Source organism: Pseudomonas sp. CGJS7 (genome assembly GCF_036961695.1).
This window is the reverse complement of the sequence record NZ_JBAMDI010000011.1, coordinates 88,280-104,922: the sequence shown is the minus strand read 5'-3', so window position 1 is coordinate 104,922 and position 16,643 is coordinate 88,280. Positions and strand designations below refer to the sequence as shown.

At 63.5% G+C, this 16,643-nt stretch carries 18 protein-coding genes; 5 read left to right on the top strand and 13 right to left on the bottom strand.

Going from position 1 to position 16,643, the window contains the following annotated elements:
• Window positions 1–23: 23 nt before the first annotated feature.
• The 3 genes from thiS to trmB are packed head-to-tail and all read left to right on the top strand — an operon-like array spanning window position 24 to window position 1,823.
• A complete protein-coding gene (gene thiS, locus V7787_RS09630) occupies window positions 24–224 on the top strand; it encodes a sulfur carrier protein ThiS (RefSeq protein ID WP_003249090.1) in 201 nt (66 codons plus the stop codon).
• 54 nt (window positions 225–278) lie between these two features.
• A complete protein-coding gene (locus V7787_RS09625; protein WP_003249091.1) occupies window positions 279–1,091 on the top strand; it encodes a thiazole synthase in 813 nt (270 codons plus the stop codon).
• A gap of 9 nt (window positions 1,092–1,100) precedes the next feature.
• Window positions 1,101–1,823 (top strand): tRNA (guanosine(46)-N7)-methyltransferase TrmB, encoded by a 723-nt coding sequence (trmB, locus tag V7787_RS09620; RefSeq protein ID WP_004575478.1) that lies wholly within the window; start codon window positions 1,101–1,103, stop codon window positions 1,821–1,823.
• A 745-nt stretch (window positions 1,824–2,568) separates the two neighbouring features.
• On the opposite strand, the gene V7787_RS09615 is transcribed toward trmB, so the two are convergent.
• The 9 genes from V7787_RS09615 to V7787_RS09575 form a co-directional block, all read right to left on the bottom strand.
• A complete protein-coding gene (locus tag V7787_RS09615; RefSeq protein WP_003249095.1) occupies window positions 2,569–2,895 on the bottom strand; it encodes a DUF3392 domain-containing protein in 327 nt (108 codons plus the stop codon).
• 9 nt (window positions 2,896–2,904) lie between these two features.
• Window positions 2,905–4,080, bottom strand: coding sequence for a radical SAM family heme chaperone HemW (hemW, locus tag V7787_RS09610; RefSeq protein ID WP_336087616.1), 1,176 nt, complete (start codon window positions 4,078–4,080; stop codon window positions 2,905–2,907).
• A complete protein-coding gene (rdgB, locus tag V7787_RS09605; protein ID WP_336087615.1) occupies window positions 4,077–4,673 on the bottom strand; it encodes an RdgB/HAM1 family non-canonical purine NTP pyrophosphatase in 597 nt (198 codons plus the stop codon). Before rdgB ends, hemW begins: the two co-directional genes overlap by 4 nt.
• Window positions 4,670–5,104, bottom strand: a complete 435-nt coding sequence (locus V7787_RS09600; RefSeq protein ID WP_020192921.1) for a DUF4426 domain-containing protein — start codon at window positions 5,102–5,104, stop codon at window positions 4,670–4,672. The genes rdgB and V7787_RS09600 overlap by 4 nt, the downstream gene beginning before the upstream one ends.
• A 22-nt stretch (window positions 5,105–5,126) precedes the next feature.
• Window positions 5,127–5,747, bottom strand: coding sequence for a methionine biosynthesis protein MetW (gene metW, locus V7787_RS09595; protein ID WP_003249106.1), 621 nt, complete (start codon window positions 5,745–5,747; stop codon window positions 5,127–5,129).
• A gap of 7 nt (window positions 5,748–5,754) precedes the next feature.
• Window positions 5,755–6,894 (bottom strand): homoserine O-succinyltransferase MetX, encoded by a 1,140-nt coding sequence (gene metX / locus V7787_RS09590; RefSeq protein ID WP_010955639.1) that lies wholly within the window; start codon window positions 6,892–6,894, stop codon window positions 5,755–5,757.
• 99 nt (window positions 6,895–6,993) lie between these two features.
• Window positions 6,994–7,584 carry a YggT family protein gene (locus V7787_RS09585; protein ID WP_003249110.1) on the bottom strand — a complete coding sequence of 197 codons (591 nt, stop codon included), beginning with the start codon at window positions 7,582–7,584 and terminating at the stop codon, window positions 6,994–6,996.
• Window positions 7,585–7,594: 10 nt separating this feature from the next.
• The gene (proC, locus tag V7787_RS09580; protein WP_004575483.1) at window positions 7,595–8,413 is read right to left on the bottom strand and encodes a pyrroline-5-carboxylate reductase; all 819 of its coding nucleotides are present in this window, start codon (window positions 8,411–8,413) and stop codon (window positions 7,595–7,597) included.
• Window positions 8,414–8,451: 38 nt separating this feature from the next.
• On the bottom strand, window positions 8,452–9,138 hold the full coding sequence (locus tag V7787_RS09575) for a YggS family pyridoxal phosphate-dependent enzyme (RefSeq protein WP_010955637.1): 687 nt from the start codon (window positions 9,136–9,138) through the stop codon (window positions 8,452–8,454).
• Window positions 9,139–9,203: 65 nt separating this feature from the next.
• Between V7787_RS09575 and V7787_RS09570 the strand changes: the two genes are divergently transcribed.
• Complete coding sequence (locus V7787_RS09570; protein ID WP_336087610.1) at window positions 9,204–10,202, top strand: type IV pilus twitching motility protein PilT; 999 nt, start codon at window positions 9,204–9,206, stop codon at window positions 10,200–10,202.
• A gap of 139 nt (window positions 10,203–10,341) precedes the next feature.
• On the opposite strand, the gene V7787_RS09565 is transcribed toward V7787_RS09570, so the two are convergent.
• Window positions 10,342–10,965 (bottom strand): C40 family peptidase, encoded by a 624-nt coding sequence (locus tag V7787_RS09565; RefSeq protein ID WP_020191289.1) that lies wholly within the window; start codon window positions 10,963–10,965, stop codon window positions 10,342–10,344.
• A 164-nt stretch (window positions 10,966–11,129) separates the two neighbouring features.
• On the opposite strand from V7787_RS09565, the gene V7787_RS09560 reads away from it, so the two are divergent.
• The gene (locus V7787_RS09560; RefSeq protein ID WP_010955634.1) at window positions 11,130–11,549 is read left to right on the top strand and encodes an NINE protein; all 420 of its coding nucleotides are present in this window, start codon (window positions 11,130–11,132) and stop codon (window positions 11,547–11,549) included.
• 90 nt (window positions 11,550–11,639) lie between these two features.
• On the opposite strand, the gene V7787_RS09555 is transcribed toward V7787_RS09560, so the two are convergent.
• The 3 genes from V7787_RS09555 to V7787_RS09545 form a co-directional block, all read right to left on the bottom strand.
• Window positions 11,640–12,338: an SPOR domain-containing protein gene (locus tag V7787_RS09555; RefSeq protein ID WP_014859104.1), complete on the bottom strand. Its 699-nt coding sequence runs from the start codon at window positions 12,336–12,338 to the stop codon at window positions 11,640–11,642.
• Window position 12,339: 1 nt separating this feature from the next.
• Entirely contained in the window at window positions 12,340–14,076 is a 1,737-nt protein-coding gene (argS, locus tag V7787_RS09550) for an arginine--tRNA ligase (protein WP_010955633.1), read from the bottom strand.
• Window positions 14,077–14,263: 187 nt separating this feature from the next.
• Window positions 14,264–16,483, bottom strand: coding sequence for a primosomal protein N' (locus V7787_RS09545; protein ID WP_010955632.1), 2,220 nt, complete (start codon window positions 16,481–16,483; stop codon window positions 14,264–14,266).
• Window positions 16,484–16,643: the final 160 nt, after the last annotated feature.

The following is a 16,643-nucleotide window of genomic DNA, read 5'->3' as shown; positions in this document are numbered from 1 at the left end:
AAAGAACAATGGTGGCCGTGCGCATGCGCATTAAATTGAACGGTGAACCTTACGAACTGCCTGCCGGCGAAAGCGTTGCAGCCCTGCTGGCGCGCCTGGAACTGACCGGGCGCCGTGTTGCAGTGGAACTGAACCTGGATATCGTGCCGCGTAGCCAGCACGACAGCACGCTGCTGAATGACGGCGACCAGGTCGAAGTGGTCCACGCCATCGGTGGCGGCTGACAGCAGCCCGGCGGTTCACAAGCAAGCCCTGCAACCTTTTCCCGAGGAACAACGATGAGCAACGTTCGTAGCGACAAGCCCTTCACCCTGGCCGGGCGTACTTTCCAGTCGCGCCTGCTGGTCGGTACCGGCAAGTACCGTGACATGGAAGAAACCCGCCTGGCCACCGAGGCCTCGGGTGCCGAAATCGTCACCGTCGCTGTGCGCCGCACCAACCTTGGCCAGAACGCGGGCGAGCCGAACCTGCTCGATGTACTGTCGCCCGACAAGTACACCATCCTGCCGAACACTGCAGGCTGCTTTGACGCGGTGGAAGCGGTACGCACTTGCCGTCTGGCCCGCGAACTGCTCGATGGGCGCAAATCGCACGAGTCCCGGACGCTGGTGAAGCTGGAAGTGCTGGCCGACCAGAAAACCCTGTTCCCCAACGTGATCGAAACCCTCAAGGCAGCCGAAGTGCTGGTCAAGGAAGGTTTCGACGTCATGGTCTACACCAGCGACGACCCGATCATCGCCCGTCAGCTGGCCGAAGTCGGCTGCATCGCGGTCATGCCGCTGGCTGGCCTGATTGGCACCGGCCTGGGTATCTGCAACCCCTACAACCTGCAGATCATCCTGGAAGAATCCAAGGTGCCGGTGCTGGTCGATGCTGGCGTGGGTACCGCATCCGACGCCACCATCGCCATGGAAATGGGCTGTGAGGCAGTGCTGATGAACTCGGCCATCGCCCACGCCCAGCAGCCGGTGCTGATGGCCGAGGCCATGAAACACGCCATTGTCGCGGGTCGCATGGCCTACCTGGCCGGCCGTATGCCGAAGAAACTCTATGCCAGCGCCTCTTCGCCGCTGGATGGTCTGATCAAGTAAGAGCAACTGATGACTGAATCGCACGATACGCCGATCACCCCCGACGGCGAAGCCCGCCCACACCGCCGCATCAAGAGCTTCGTGATGCGTGCCGGGCGCATGACCGAAGGCCAGCAACGCGGCCTGGATCAAGGCGGCCCGCTGTACATCCTGCCACTGGCTGATAGCCCGGTGGACTACGACCAGGTGTTCGGCCGTTCGGCCCCGCGCACCTTGGAGATCGGCTTCGGCATGGGCCATTCCCTGTTGGAAATGGCGGCCGCCGCCCCTGAGCAGGACTTCATCGGTGTGGAAGTGCACCGCCCGGGTGTTGGTGCGCTGCTCAATGGCGTGCTGACCCAGGGGCTGAAAAACCTGCGGGTGTATGACTGCGATGCCATCGAAGTGCTGAACCGCTGCGTGGCGGATAACAGTCTTGATCGGTTGATGCTGTTCTTCCCAGACCCTTGGCACAAGGCGCGTCACCACAAGCGCCGCATTGTCCAGCTGGAGTTCGCCGAGCTGGTACGTCGCAAGCTCAAGCCCGGTGGTGTGTTCCACATGGCCACCGATTGGGAGCCGTATGCCGAGTACATGCTGGAAGTGATGAGCGCAGCTCCTGGCTATCGCAACCGTGCGGCAGACGGCACCTATGTGCCGCGCCCCGAAGAGCGCCCGATCACCAAGTTCGAACGCCGCGGTGAGCGGCTGGGGCATGGGGTGTGGGACTTGAAGTTCGAGAAGGTGGATTGAGCGGCTGATACGGCTTTTCGATGTGCTGATGCCGGCAGGAATGCAGGCGAAAATAACCGCCTTGAGAAGGGCGGTTTTTTTTCGGTAATACACAACACCTCAGGGCATGCCCGCGAAGAAACCAACGCGGTGGATGGCACCGGCTTTGCCGGTGTTCGCGGGCGGCTGCGACGGTGAGCGGCGGGTGGAGATTGGCCAGCAGGGCCGGCCCTTTCGCGGGTGAACCCGCTCCTACGGGCGGCCTGTGTACAACCACCGAGGTGTGTCCACCACCAATCTGTGTAGGAGTGGGTTTACCCGCGAATACGGTGGCGGCGGCAACGGTGAACGGCGGGTGGAAATTGGCCAGCAGGGCCGGCCCTTTCGCAGGTAAACCCGCTCCTACGGGCGGCCTGTGTACAACCACCGATGTGCGCCCACCACCAATCCGGTGTAGGCGCGGGTTTACCCGCGAATACGGTGGCGGCGGCAAAGGTGAACGGCGGGTGGAAATTGGCCAGCAGGGCCGGCCCTTTCGCGGGTAAACCCGCTCCTACGGGTGGGCTGTGTCCAGCCACCGATGTGTGTCCACCACCAATCTGTGTAGGAGCGGGTTTACCCGCGAATACGGTGGCGGGGGCAACGGTGAACGGCGGGTGGAGATTGGCCAGCAGGGCCGGCCTCTTCGCGGGTAAACCCGCTCCTACGGGCGGCCGCGCAGGTCTTTCAAATGTTGAGCAAGACAGTTGACCCAGGGGCCATTAGCTCAGCCGCGGCGATCCGCCACCACGCCAATCAACACCAGCACCACCAGCAACACAGGCGCCAGCGCATAGTTGTTGAACTGGCTCAGGCCTTTCACCACCCATGGCGTGGCATAGATCAGCGCAGCACCGCTGCCGATCATCACCATCAGCGCCATGAACGGCACGCGCAGGGCGCCGGCGAGGCCGCCCAGGCGTTGCTCGGCCCAGGCTTTGACATCGGTGCCGAACAACACCAGCAGGCAGCCTACCAAGGCCAGTGAAATCTCCGACAGGTTGCTGCGGCTCCAGCGGGAAACCGTCGCGAGCAGATCAAGTACCAGATCCATGGGTCATCCTCAGGTCAAGAAATACTGCAGCAGGTCATTGAGGAACAACTGGCCCCTTGGCGTGGCCACCAGTCGATCCGGTTCGACCTGCAAAAGGCCCTTTTGTTCGGCGGCACGGCGTGCTTCCTGCAGCTGTGCCAGTGGCAAGCCGGTGCGCTGGGTGAACAGTTCGGCTTCCACGCCATCGGTCAGGCGCAGGGCGTTCATCAGGAACTCGAACGGCATTTCATCGACTGGCAGCAGCTTCTCGCCGGCCCTGAACGGCTTGGCCAGGTTCAGGTAGTCCTTGGGCAGGCGGGTCTTCCAGGTACGCAGGATGCGCCCGTCGGCGAAGGTGAGCTTGCCGTGGGCGCCGGCACCAATGCCGATGAAGTCGCCGAAGCGCCAGTAGTTGAGGTTGTGCCGGGCGGCGCGGCCTGCCTGGGCGTAGGCTGATACCTCGTACTGGCGGTAGCCGTGCTCGGCCATCAGCGCTTGGCCGGCTTCCTGAATATCCCAGAGGATGTCGTCTTCGGGCAGCTCTGGCGGCTGGTTCCAGAACACCGTGTTCGGTTCCACGGTCAGCTGATACCACGACAGGTGGGTCGGCCCCAGGTCGATGGCCTGGCGCAGGTCACCCAGCGCGTCGTCCAGCGACTGGTCGGGCAGGCCGTGCATCAGGTCCATGTTGAAATTGTCGAAACCGGCCGCGCGCGCCATGCCGGCGGCTCGAACCGCTTCGTCGCCATTGTGGATGCGCCCCAGTGCCTCCAGCTTGGCTGGCTGAAAGCTCTGCACACCGATCGAAAGACGGTTGATGCCGGTCTGCCGGTAGGCCTTGAACTTGTCCTGCTCGAAGGTGCCCGGGTTGGCTTCCAGGGTAATTTCGATGTCTGGCGCGAACGGAATACGTTGCTCTACGCCACGCAGTAGCCGGCCAAGGGCGTTGGCACTGAACAGGCTTGGCGTACCGCCACCGAAGAAGATCGAGCTGATCGGGCGGCCTTGTGCGGCAGCCAGTTCCTGGTCGAGGTCGTCGAGCAGGGCTGTGACGTAGGCATCTTCCGGTAGCTCAGGCCCGGCAGCGTGGGAGTTGAAGTCGCAATAAGGGCATTTGCGTACGCACCACGGAATGTGGATGTACAGCGCCAGCGGCGGCAGGCTGCTAAAGCCTGCCGCGCCGGGGGGCGACAGCATTTCGATCATGCCAGGCCCAGACGTTTGCGCAGCAGGGCCATGGCACGGGCGCGGTGGCTGAGCTGGTTCTTGTCTGCGGGGGCTAGATCGGCGCTGGAGCAGTTGCGCTCCGGTACCCAGAACAGCGGGTCGTAGCCAAAGCCCTGGTCGCCGCTGGCCTCGAACAGGATGCGCCCGTGCCACAGGCCTTCGCACAGGATCGGCAACGGGTCGTCGGCGTGGCGCACCAGCGCCAGCACGCAGACGAACTGTGCACTGCGCTCAGCTTCAGGCACGTCTTTCAAGGCTTCGAGCAGCTTGGCGTTGTTTGCCGCGTCGCCTTTGCCATCGGCATAGCGCGCCGAGTAGATGCCCGGCGCGCCACCGAGGAAGTCCACCGCCAGGCCAGAGTCATCGGCCAGGGCCGACAGGCCGGAAATGCGGGCGGCGTTGCGCGCTTTGAGGATGGCGTTCTCGACGAACGACAGGCCGGTTTCTTCCGGCTCCACCTGGCTGAACTCACCAATCGAGCGCAGTTGCACGGAATGGCCGAGCATGGCCTGGAGTTCCTTGAGTTTGCCGGCGTTGTGGCTGGCCAATACGAGTTGCTGGAAATTCATCATTCGCCTGGGAACACTTCCTGGTTGAAGCGGAGAGAGTTGCTGATGCCGCCGGTTTCGATGTTGAGGTCGAAGGTGACGGTTTCTGGCTGGTCGATCTTGAACTGGGCGATGTAGTACACCGCGCCCTGTTCGGTAATCTGCTTGAACGACAGCGGGCTGCTGCGCCCGGTCAGGTCCTTGACCGTGCCGCTGATCACCGCCGTGGCAGGTTTGCTGGCCTTGAGGACGGTAATGTTGAGCACGCCCTGGTTCTTGCTGCGCACCAGGCCGGTGGCCGCGGCCACCTCGGGTGTGAGCATGCTCGAGGTGAATGCACTGTAGTGCACCGTCACGTCGCCAAATACCTCCTTGCGCTCGGGGCGTGCGGCATCGGCAGCCAGCACTGGCAGGGCCAGGCACAGGCTGATCAGGAACAGGGCTAGGCGACGCATGGGGCGATTCCTCCGGTGGGCGTCAGACCGCGAGCTGGTGCTCTTGCAGGCCCGGACTGCTGACGCGGTAGATGCCGATCTCACCTAGAAGATTAGGCCATAGCCGGCCACCCCACCCGTTGCGGTGCAAGTGGTCGACCGCCAGGCGGTCCAGTACCTTGGCTCGGCGTTCGTGCACAAGTTCTTCGAAGTCGGCGAAGGTGCAGAAGTGGATGTTCGGCGTGTTGTACCAGGTATACGGCATGAAGTCCGATACCGGCATGCGGCCTTTGGTCGCCAGGTACCAGCGGCAGCGCCAGTGGCCGAAGTTTGGGAAGGTGATGATGCACTGACGGCCCACCCGCAGCATTTCGTCGAGGATGCGGTCGGGGTATTCCACGGCCTGCAGGGCTTGGGTCATGATCACCACGTCGAAGCTGTTGCTGGCGAAGTTGCCCAGGCCTTTGTCCAGGTCTTGTTCGATGACGTTGACGCCCTTGGCCACGCAGGCGGCGATATTGTCGGCGTCGATTTCCAGGCCATAGCCGGTGACCTGTTTGCGGTCACGCAGCGAGGCCAGCAGTTCGCCGCTACCGCAGCCCAGGTCGAGTACCCGGCTGCCGGCGGGGATCCAGTCGTGGATGATTTCCAGATCGGCTCTCATGCTGTCCTCAGATGGCAATGCGGTTCATGTAGTTCGAGAAACCCTGCATGTAGCGAGGTGTGGGAATCAGGAAAGCATCGTGCCCGTAGGGCGAATCGATCTCCAGGTAGCAGACGTTCTTGCGCGCGGCCATCAGCGCGTCGACGATCTCGCGCGAACGGGCCGGAGAGAAGCGCCAGTCGGTGGTGAACGACATGATGCAGTAGTCCGCCGTGACGTGGGCCAGGGTGGCGGCCAGATCACCACCGTGCGTGGCGGCCGGGTCGAAATAGTCCAGTGCCTTGGTCATCAGCAGGTAGGTGTTGGCGTCGAAACGGCCGGAAAACTCCTCGCCCTGATAGCGCAGGTAGCTTTCGACCTGGAACTCGACGCTGTGGAAGTCGTAGTTGAGCTTGTCGCTTTTCAGCTCACGGCCGAATTTTTCACCCATCGAATCATCGGACAGATAGGTAATGTGGCCTACCATGCGCGCCAGCATCAGGCCGCGCTTGGGGATCACGCCCTGGTCCTGGAACGAACCGCCATGGAACTCAGGGTCGGTGAGAATGGCCTGGCGCGCCACCTCGTTGAAGGCGATGTTCTGCGCCGACAGCTTGGGCGCCGAGGCAATGTCGACGCAATGACGCACACGCTCGGGGTAGCTGATGGTCCATTGCAGTGCCTGCATGCCGCCAAGGCTGCCGCCGACGACAGCGGCCCATTGCTGGATGCCCAGGCGCTCGCCCAGGCGCACCTGGCTGTGTACCCAGTCCTCTACGGTCAGTACAGGGAAGTCGGCGCCATACGGTTTGCCGGTGGCAGGGTTGACGCTGCTGGGGCCGGTACTGCCGTTGCAGCCGCCGAGGTTGTTCAGGCTGACCACGAAGAAGCGGTTGGTATCGATCGGCTTGCCGGGGCCGATGCAGCTGTCCCACCAGCCCGGCTTGCGGTCGGTGGCGGCATGGTAGCCAGCGGCATGGTGATGGCCGGACAGGGCATGGCAGATCAGCACGGCGTTGCTCGCGCTGGCGTTCAGGGTGCCATAGGTCTCGTAGACCAGTTCGTAACTGGCCAGTGAACGGCCACAGGCCAGTGCCAGCGGTTCATCGAACCGGGCGGTTTGCGGTACTACCAGACCGACGGAATCTTCGGGAAAGACAGTTGACATCGACCCTGCTCACGCTTGACGGAGGCGTAAGTCTAAAGAGCGCTACCCCCAGCGGCAAGCAAAGGCTTGCGACTGGGGGCAAGCTGGCGCTGGCGAGCCTCAGATCATTCGCCACAGCTCTTGAGGCATGCCGGCGTAGGCGGCCAGCGGGGGCATGACAAACGACTGGACCACCTGGATCGCCAGGAAGGCGAAGATCGGCGAGATGTCCATGCCACCCAGATTTGGCACCAGGCGGCGGAACGGCGCCAGCACCGGCTCGCTGATCTGGTAGGCCAGTTCGGCCGCCGGGTTGTGGCTGTTGGGTGCAACCCAGGAAACGATCACCATGACGATCATCGCCACCCAGAAAATCTTCAGGAACAGCGAGGTGATGCCGATGATCGCCCACATCAGCAGGTGCAGGACGTCGCCGAAGGTACCGTAGGTGACCATCAGCACAAAGCCCATCAGCAAGGCCTGGATGACCACCGCCAGCAGTAGCGACGAGGTATCCAGCCCGCCAACGCTAGGGATGATCCGGCGGATCGGCTTGAGCAGCGGTTGGGTGGCACGAACGGCGAACTGGCACAGCGGGTTGTAGAAGTTGGCCTTGACCAGTTGCAGCACGAAGCGCAGCAGGACGATTACCAGGTAAAGGCTGACCAGGGTTTGCACCACGAAAATCGCGGCGCCTGACAGTGCATTCATCTAAGGCTCCTTATTTGCCCAGTTGTTCGGCCAGCTCGGCAGAGCGCGTGGCTGCAGCCTGCAGCGCCTGCTCGACGATGGCTTCGAAGCCGCTGGCCTGGAACGACTTGATCGCCGCTTCCGTGGTGCCGGCGGGCGAAGTGACGCGGCGGCGCAGTTCAGCGGCATCGACGTCGCTTGCAACTGCCATGCGCGCGGCGCCCAGGGCCGTCTGCAAGGTCAGTTGGGAGGCTGTTTCGCGTGGCAGGCCGAGTTTTTCGCCTGCCGCGGTCATGGCCTCGATCAGCAGGAAGAAGTACGCCGGGCCACTGCCGGACACAGCTGTCACGGCGTCCAGTTGCTGCTCCTGCTCCAGCCACAGGGCGGTGCCCACGGCCGACAGCAGTTGTTCGGCCTGCTGACGCTGTTCGCCGGACACTTCAGCGGTGGCGTACAGGCCGCTCACGCCTTGGCGCAGCAATGCCGGGGTATTGGGCATGCAGCGCACCACCGGGCGAGCGCCCACCCAGCTTTGCAGGCTGGCGCACGTGATGCCGGCGGCGATGGAAACGATCAGCTGGCCATCCTGCAGGTTGGGTTGCAGTGCCTGACATACGGTTTTCATGACTTGTGGCTTGACCGCCAGCACGATGACGTCAGCGCCATCGATGGCCTGGGCGTTGTCCTCGAAGGCTTCAATGCCGTGCTCGGCCTGGATGCGACTGCGGGTCTCGGCGCCCGGGTCGCTGGCGCGGATCTGCGAGGCGTCCAGGCCCTGGGCACGCAGACCACCGATCAGGCTGGCGGCCATGTTGCCGGCGCCGATAAAGGCAATACGTGTCTTGCTCATGTCAGGTCCTTGTGGAAAAGAGTGAGTGAAGCATGGAATCAGGTGTTGCCGTAGTCGCGGGCTCCGAACAGGGCCGTGCCAATCCGTACCCACGTCGCGCCCTGGGCGATGGCCGCTTCCAGGTCGTGGCTCATGCCCATGGACAGGGTGTCCAGGCCAAGCCCCAGGCCTTCCTGCAACTTGCGCAGGCTGGCGAAGGCGGCCTCCTGGGTGGCGCGGTCTTCGGTGGGTTCCGGGATTGCCATCAGCCCGCGCAGGCGCAGGTTGGGCAGTGCGGCTACGGCTTTGGCCAACGCGGGTAGGTCGGCCGGGGTGCAGCCGGATTTACTGTCTTCGCCGCTGACGTTTACCTGCAGGCAGATGTTCAGCGGCGCCAACCCGGCGGGGCGCTGTTCCGACAGGCGTTGGGCAATTTTCAGGCGGTCCACGGAATGCACCCAGTCGAAATGCTCGGCGATGGCTTTGGTCTTGTTCGACTGAATGGGGCCGATGAAGTGCCAGATCAAGGGCAAGTCGCTGAGGGCCTGCTGCTTTGTCAGTGCTTCCTGTAGGTAATTCTCCCCGAAGTCGTGCACACCGGCGGCATGGATCTCGCGGATAGCGCTGGCGGGCTTGGTCTTGCTCACGGCCAGCAACTGGACGCTGGCCGGATCACGCCCGACTGCCTGGGCAGCACTGGCGATACGGGCGGAAATCGCGGAAAGGTTGTCTGCTAGGGTGGACATGGATCGATGCCGGCAGCTGTGGGGTCTGCGGCATTCTACCTGCTTGAAGGCCTTTGGGGAGTCTTATGGATGTGACCGACCTGTTGGCCCGAGCTGTGGATGCGGGGGCTTCAGACCTGCACCTGGCGACGGGCCAGATTCCGATGCTGCGCCTGGATGGCGAGTTGCAGCGTATGGGCTTGCCGCCGTTGAATCAGGGTGCCTTGATCGAGGGCATGGCCAGCGTGCTGGATGACGATCAGCGCCGGCAGTGGGCCCAAGGCGATGAAATGGACCTTGCGCTGGAGTTGCCGGCGCTTGGGCGCTTTCGGCTGAACCTGTTTCGCCAGTTGAATGGCCCGGCGATTACCTTTCGGCTGATCCCGGGGCGCATTGCGACGGTGAGTGAGCTGGACCTTGCGGATGTGTTTCAAGCTGTTGCGCATTGCCGGGATGGCTTGATCCTCGTGGGCGGGCCGACCGGTAGTGGCAAGTCCAGCACCCTGGCAACGCTGCTCGACCAGCTGAACCGCGAGCGGGCGCTGCACATCATTACCCTGGAAGACCCTGTCGAGGTCATCCATGCCAGCCAGCGCAGCCTGGTCAACCAGCGTGAGATGGGGCGCCATACTCGCGGCTTTGCTCAGGGGCTGCGCAGTGCGCTGCGCCAGGACCCGGACGTGATCATGATCGGCGAGTTGCGCGACCTGGAAACCATTCGCCTGGCCCTGCGCGCGGCGGAAACCGGGCACCTGGTGCTGGCAACCGTGCATGCGCGTTCGGCGACCAGCAGCATCGACAGGTTGGTGGAGGTGTTTGCTGCCGAGGAAAAGCCGTTGGTGCGGGCGATGCTGGCCGAGTCGCTGCGCCTGGTGGTCGCGCAGGTGCTGGTCAGGCGCGTAGGGGGTGGGCGGGTGGCGGCGCGGGAAGTGCTGGTGGCGACGCCGGCGGTGCGTAACCTGGTTCGGGAGGGGCGGTTGGCGCAGTTGTCTTCAGTGATGCAGGGCGGGGCGGCGGAGGGGATGCTGACGATGGAGGGGGCGTTGCGGAGGCTGAGGGAGCGAGGGTTGATCAAAGGCTTGTAGTAAGGCTTGTAGTACCTGCAAAGGCCCTTTCGCGGGCGCGCCCGCTCCCACAGGTATGGCGCTGCCCGCGAGAGCGACGCGCTACCTGTGGGAGCGGGCGTGCCCGCGAAGGGGCCGGTACCGGATAGCGCCGATCAGATTAACGCTTGGCCAGACTCAGCTGCTGCTCTTTCGGCAGCACCCGCTTGGCCACCACGTAGTGCTTCTGCCAGTAAGGCTTGCTCAAGGTGTCGATACTCACCCGCTTGCCACGACGTGGAGCGTGGATGAAGCGGTCGTTACCCAGGTAGATGGCTACGTGATTGACCCGACGGCTCTTGATGTTGAAGAAGATCAGGTCGCCAGGCTTCAGATCACCCTTGGCCACCTTCACCCCGTGGCCCCGGGCCATGGCATTGGAGGTGCGCGGCAGGTCGACGTCGGCGACGTCGTTGAAGGCGTATTTGACCAGCCCGCTGCAGTCAAAGCCTTTTTTCGGGCTGCTGCCGCCCCAAACATAAGGAGTGCCGAGCACATTTACCGCACGGCTCAGCACATCGCTGCTTTGCTTAGGCGACATGGCGGCGACATTCGCACCGCGGCTGCTGGCGGCATTGCTTGGGCGGGCGCGTAGCGCGGTCTGTTTGACTGGTGCGCGTTTCACCGAGGCGTTGGTCGTGTAGCCGGTGAAACCATTGGGAAGACGTTGCTCACGATTGGTGGCGTGGGCGGCCAGGGGCAATAATAGGCAGAGGGTCAGCCATGTCTTGATCAAAGGCGGCATAGATGAAGCTCTTATGAATAGTTATGTGTTGGCGCGCAACTTTATAACAGCTTTTTGATCAGTTATTGATCCGTTGGTCGATTGCCAGGCGCCGTATGTCGGCTTGCGACGAAAAAGTCACATTTTTTCTTAGAAAATTTTCGGATAACCCACAGGGGCTATGAATGAACAGTTATCAACAGGGGGTGCCCTTTCACGACACCCACAGCAAAACCATCGGCTACCTGCTGTGGATTTTCGGCTTCACCGGTTCCCATCGTTTCTATTACGGCAAGCCGATTACCGGGACCATCTGGTTCTTCACCTTGGGCTTGCTGGGCATTGGCTGGTTGATCGACCTGTTCCTGATCCCGTCCATGGACCGTGAAGCCGACCTGAGGTTTCAGTCCGGGCGTATCGACTACAACATCGCCTGGATCCTGCTGACCTTCCTGGGGGTGTTTGGCCTGCACCGGCTGTATCAGGGCAAGTGGATCACCGCGATCATCTACTTCTTTACCGGCGGGTTGTTCCTGGTGGGGGTGCTGTATGACTTCTGGACGTTGAACAGCCAGGTGTCCGAAAGGAATGCGGGGCGGGGCTGACGGTAGCGGGGCTGCTTTACAGCCCCTTCACGGGCAATGCTGTCCATATAAAGAAGGCCTTGTCGCACCGCTGCGGCAAGGCCTTCTTCATTACTGACGGGTCTGCCGCTGTTGCAGCAACAGGTTGCTGAACCCGGCCCCAGCCAGCTGCTTCTGTGCTCCGGTCAACTGCTCGCGGTTGCTGAACGGCCCGACCAGCACGCGGTACCAGGTTTCATCCTTGACCGTGCCCGACTCCACTTTCACGGACTGGCCCAGCAGGATGATCTGTGCCCGTACCTTGTCGGCATCGGCCTGCTTGCGGAACGAGCCGGCCTGAAGGAAGTACTGCGTGGTCGCCGCCGGCTTGATCACGGGTGGTGGCGGTGGCGGGGTCTGGCCGAGCAACGCTGCCTGGGCCCTCGCCGTGTCGATTTTCGCCGCTTCTGCTGGTGTTACCGGGGTTACTGGCTGGGCCGGCACCGGTGGGGTTTTCTCCGGTACGGCTTCCGGCGGCACGATCACCTCAGACTCCGGCAGCAGGGTGTAGAAGTCGTACTTCGGCTTCACCGGCTGTTGCGGGGTAGCTTGCGCGGGCTTGCCGGCTTCGGCCGCTTTCGCCGGTTTCTCCTGCTCGGGCTTGGTGCGCTTGATGTCATCGCCACCGGGTTCGAGCTTCATCAGGAACACGATGAACGCGCCTACGGTCAGGCCGACCGCCAGCCATACCCAGCCGGGGATCGGCTGTTTGGCCGGTGCCGTCTGGCGGCTGGCGCCGCGTTTCGGGGCAGGTTTTTTCTTGGCAGCCAACTTACATGCGCTCCAGGGTTTCCAGGCCGAGCAGTTCCAGACCTTGTTTGAGGGTGCGGCCAGTCAGGGCGGCCAGGCGCAGCCGGCTCTGCTGCTGCGAAGGGGTTTCGGCTGCGAGGATCGGGCAGTTCTCGTAGAAGCTGGAGAACAGGCCGGCCAAGTCGTACAGGTAGCTGCACAGCACGTGCGGCGTGCCTTTTTCGGCGACGTTGTTGAGGATTTCGCCAAACTGCGCCAGGCGCGCGGCCAAGTCCTGCTCGTGGGCAGCTTGCAGCACGATTTTGCCGTCGACTTCGTCAAAGCCTTTGCCCAGCTTGCGGAACACGCCGGCTACGCGGGTGTAAGCGTACAGCAGGTAAGGCGCGGTGTTGCCTTCGAAGTTGAGCATCAACTCGAAGTTGAAGCTGTAGTCGCTGGTGCGGTGCTTGGACAGGTCGGCGTATTTCACCGCGCCAATGCCCACCACCTCGCCGATGTGGCGCAGTTCGTCGTCGGCCAGGCTCGGGTTTTTTTCCTTGACCAGCGCGTAGGCGCGCTCCTTGGCCTCGGTGAGCAGGTCGATCAGCTTCACGGTGCCGCCGTCACGGGTCTTGAACGGGCGGCCGTCGGCGCCGTTCATGGTGCCGAAGCCCATGTGCTCCATTTGCATCGGGTGGCCGACGAAGCCAGCGCGGCGGGCCACTTCGAACACCTGATTGAAGTGCAGGGCCTGGCGCTGGTCGACGAAGTACAGTGCGCGGTCAGCCTTCAACACGTTGCTGCGGTAACGCACGGCAGCCAGGTCGGTGGTGGCGTACAGATAGCCGCCGTCAGCCTTCTGCACGATCACCGGCAGGGGGTCGCCGTCGCTGTTCTTGAACTCTTCGAGGAACACGCATTGGGCGCCCTGGTCTTCGACCAGCAGGCCCTTGGCCTTGAGGTCGGCCACCACGTTGGCCAAGTCGTCGTTGTAGGCACTTTCGCCCATCACGTCGGCCATGGTCAGCTTGACGTTGAGCAGCTCATAGGTCTTCTGGCAGTGCGACAGCGAGATGTCCTTGAAGCGTGTCCAAAGGGCCAGACACTCGGGGTCACCGGCTTGCAGCTTGACCACCAGGCCGCGAGCGCGAGTGGCGAACTCTTCCGATTCATCGAAGCGTTTCTTCGCCGCGCGGTAGAAGTTTTCCAGGTCCGACAGCTCGTCGCTGGTGATCGGGTTTTCCTGCAGGTAGGCCATCAGCATGCCGAACTGGGTACCCCAGTCGCCGACGTGGTTCTGGCGGATGACGTTGTCGCCCAGGAACTCCAGCACGCGCGCAACGCTGTCACCGATGATGGTCGAGCGCAGGTGGCCGACGTGCATTTCCTTGGCCAGGTTGGGTGCCGACATGTCGATCACCACCTTTTGCGCCGGGCCGGCTTTGCGCGCACCCAGGTGGGCGTCGGCCAGGGCGGCATCCAGGCGGTTGGCCAGGGCGTCGGTGTTCTGGAAGAAGTTGAGGAAGCCGGGGCCTGCAATCTCGACCTTGCTGATGTCGGCGCTGGCCGGCAGGGCGTTGATCAGTTTTTCGGCGAGGTCGCGCGGCTTCATGCCGGCCGGCTTGGCCAGCATCATGGCGATGTTGCTGGCGAAGTCGCCGTGGGTCTTGTCCCGGGCGTTTTCCACCTGGATCGCCGGCGACAGCCCTTCAGGCAGCACACCGTCGGTGACGAGTTGGGTGAGGGCTTGCTGGATCAGCTGGCGAATGGTGTCTTTCATGGGGATCTCTTTTCGACCGCAAGCGCGGTGAGCGCCTGGATGCGCAGGTGGAAAAACTGGGCATTATCCGTTGCCGGGAGCAGGTTGCCAACCTTTGGGCGGCAAGCTGGGGGCCACAAGCGGCAAGAAAAAGCGGCATCGCACCCGCCCGGCGCTTGCTTGCGGCTGGCAACTCGCAGCTTGCAGCTCAATACAGGTCTACCGGGTCGACATCCAGCGACCAGCGCACCTGGCGCCCGCTCGGCAACTGCTCCAACACTAGCAACCAGGCGCTGATCAGTCGATGCAACGGCGCCCGGGTATTGGCCTGTATCAACAATTGTGCGCGGAATCGTCCGGCGCGGCGCTCCATGGGCGCCGGTACCGGGCCCAGCAGTTCGATACCCGGCAGGCGCTGTTCGGCCACCAGGCGCTCGGCGGCGGCACAGGCTTCGTCGAGGAAACCTTCGGCCTGCCCCGGCTTGTGTGCTTCGGCACGCAGCAAGGCCAGGTGCGAGTAGGGCGGCAGCCCGGCGGCTCGGCGTTCGTCCAGGGCCTGTTCGGCGAAGGCGAAGTAGCCTTGCTCGGTTAGCTGGACCAGCAGTGGGTGGTCGGCCAGGTGGGTCTGGATGATGACCTTGCCGGGCTCTTCGGCCCGTCCGGCCCGTCCGGCCACCTGTACGATAAGTTGTGCCATGCGCTCGCTGGCGCGGAAGTCACCGGAAAACAGCCCGCCATCGGCATCAAGGATGGCCACCAGGGTCACCCGCGGGAAGTGGTGGCCCTTGGCGAGCATCTGGGTGCCGACGAGGATGCTCGGCTGGCCGCGCTGGATGGTGCTGAACAGGTTGTGCATGGCGTCCTTGCGCGCCGTGCTGTCGCGGTCCACGCGCAGGATCGGGTAATCCGGGAACAGCACCTTCAGGCGCTCTTCGGCGCGCTCGGTACCGGCACCGACCGGGCGCAGGTCGACGTGGTTGCATTGCGGGCACTGGTGCGGCAGGCGTTCGTCATAGCCACAGTGGTGGCAGCGCAGCACGCCGGAGCGCTGGTGCACGGTCATGCGCGCATCGCAGCGTGGGCATTCGGACAGCCAGCCGCAATCGTGGCACAGCAGGGTTGGAGCAAAGCCGCGGCGGTTGAGGAACACCAGCACTTGTTGGCCGGCCTCCAGCGTCTGTCGGATAGCCTGCTGCAGCGGGCCGCTGATACCGCTGTCCAGTGGCAGGCTCTTCACATCCAGGCGCAGCATGCGCGGCGGGCGTGCCCCCCCGGCGCGTTGGTTCATACGCAGCAGGCGGTAGCGGCCGGTCAGGGCGTTATGCAGGGTTTCCAGCGAGGGTGTGGCGGAACCGAGCAGGATCGGGATGTTCTCCTGGTGAGCGCGTACCAGCGCCAGGTCGCGGGCGTGGTACCGCAGGCCTTCCTGCTGTTTATAGGAGCCGTCGTGCTCTTCGTCGATGATGATCAGGCCGGGGTTTTTCATCGGCGTGAACAATGCCGAGCGGGTGCCGATGATGATATCGGCCTCGCCGTCCCGTGCCGCCAGCCAGGCATCCAGGCGTTCGCGGTCGTTCACCGCAGAGTGCAGCAGGGCAATGCGCGCGTTGAAGCGTTGCTCGAAGCGGGCCAGGGTTTGCGGGCCGAGGTTGATCTCCGGGATCAGCACCAGCGCCTGCTTGCCGGCTTCCAGGGTTTCACGGATCAGTTGCAGGTAGACCTCGGTCTTGCCACTGCCGGTGACGCCGGCCAGCAAGAACGCGCCGAAACCGCCAAAACCCTCGCACACGGCGTCGAAGGCTTCGCGTTGCTCTTCGTTGAGCGGCAGTTCCGGCTGTGCCAGCCAGTGCTCATGGCGTAGTGCCGGCAAGTGGCGGCGCGTCTCGATCTGCACCAGATCCTTGGCCAGCAGCAGGTCGAGGCTGTCCTTGTTCAGGTTGAGTTTGGCCAGCAGGCTGTGGGCCACGCCATGCGGGTGCTGAGCCAGGGTCTTGAGGGCGTCGCGCTGGCGCGGCGCGCGGGCGATGCGCGGGTCTTCCAGGCGGGCGCCAGGGGCTATGTGCCAGAAGCGTTCCTGGCGCATCTCGGCGGCCTCGCCCTGGCGCAGTAGCGTGGGCAGCGCCCAGCTCAGGGTATCGCCCAGACTGTGCTGGTAGTACTGGGCGGTCCACAGGCACAGCTTGAACAGCGACGCGGGGATGGGGGATACCGGGTCGAGCAGGGCGCTGGCAGGCTTCAGTTTGTCGGCGGGCACTTCGCTCTGCGTGCACACCTCTATCAGCACGCCGATCATTTCGCGGCGGCCAAAGGGCACGCGGATGCGCATGCCAGGGGTCAAGGTCAGGCGCGCCATGCTCGCCGGCGCCTTGTAGTCGAACAGGCGCCGCAGCGGAGAGGGCAGGGCAAGGCGCAGGATGACGTCGGACACGCGGAAAGTCTCGGAGGGCGTTACAAGGACTGGCGAGCCTAGCAGACGACGGTCGGTGCAAGCGACATCTTGCGCTGACGGTGTGCTCTGGTATTATTCGCCGCCTAATTACGTGCGGTATTCAACAATTGGTGTTGGGTGGCGGCACGCAGCTCGAGGA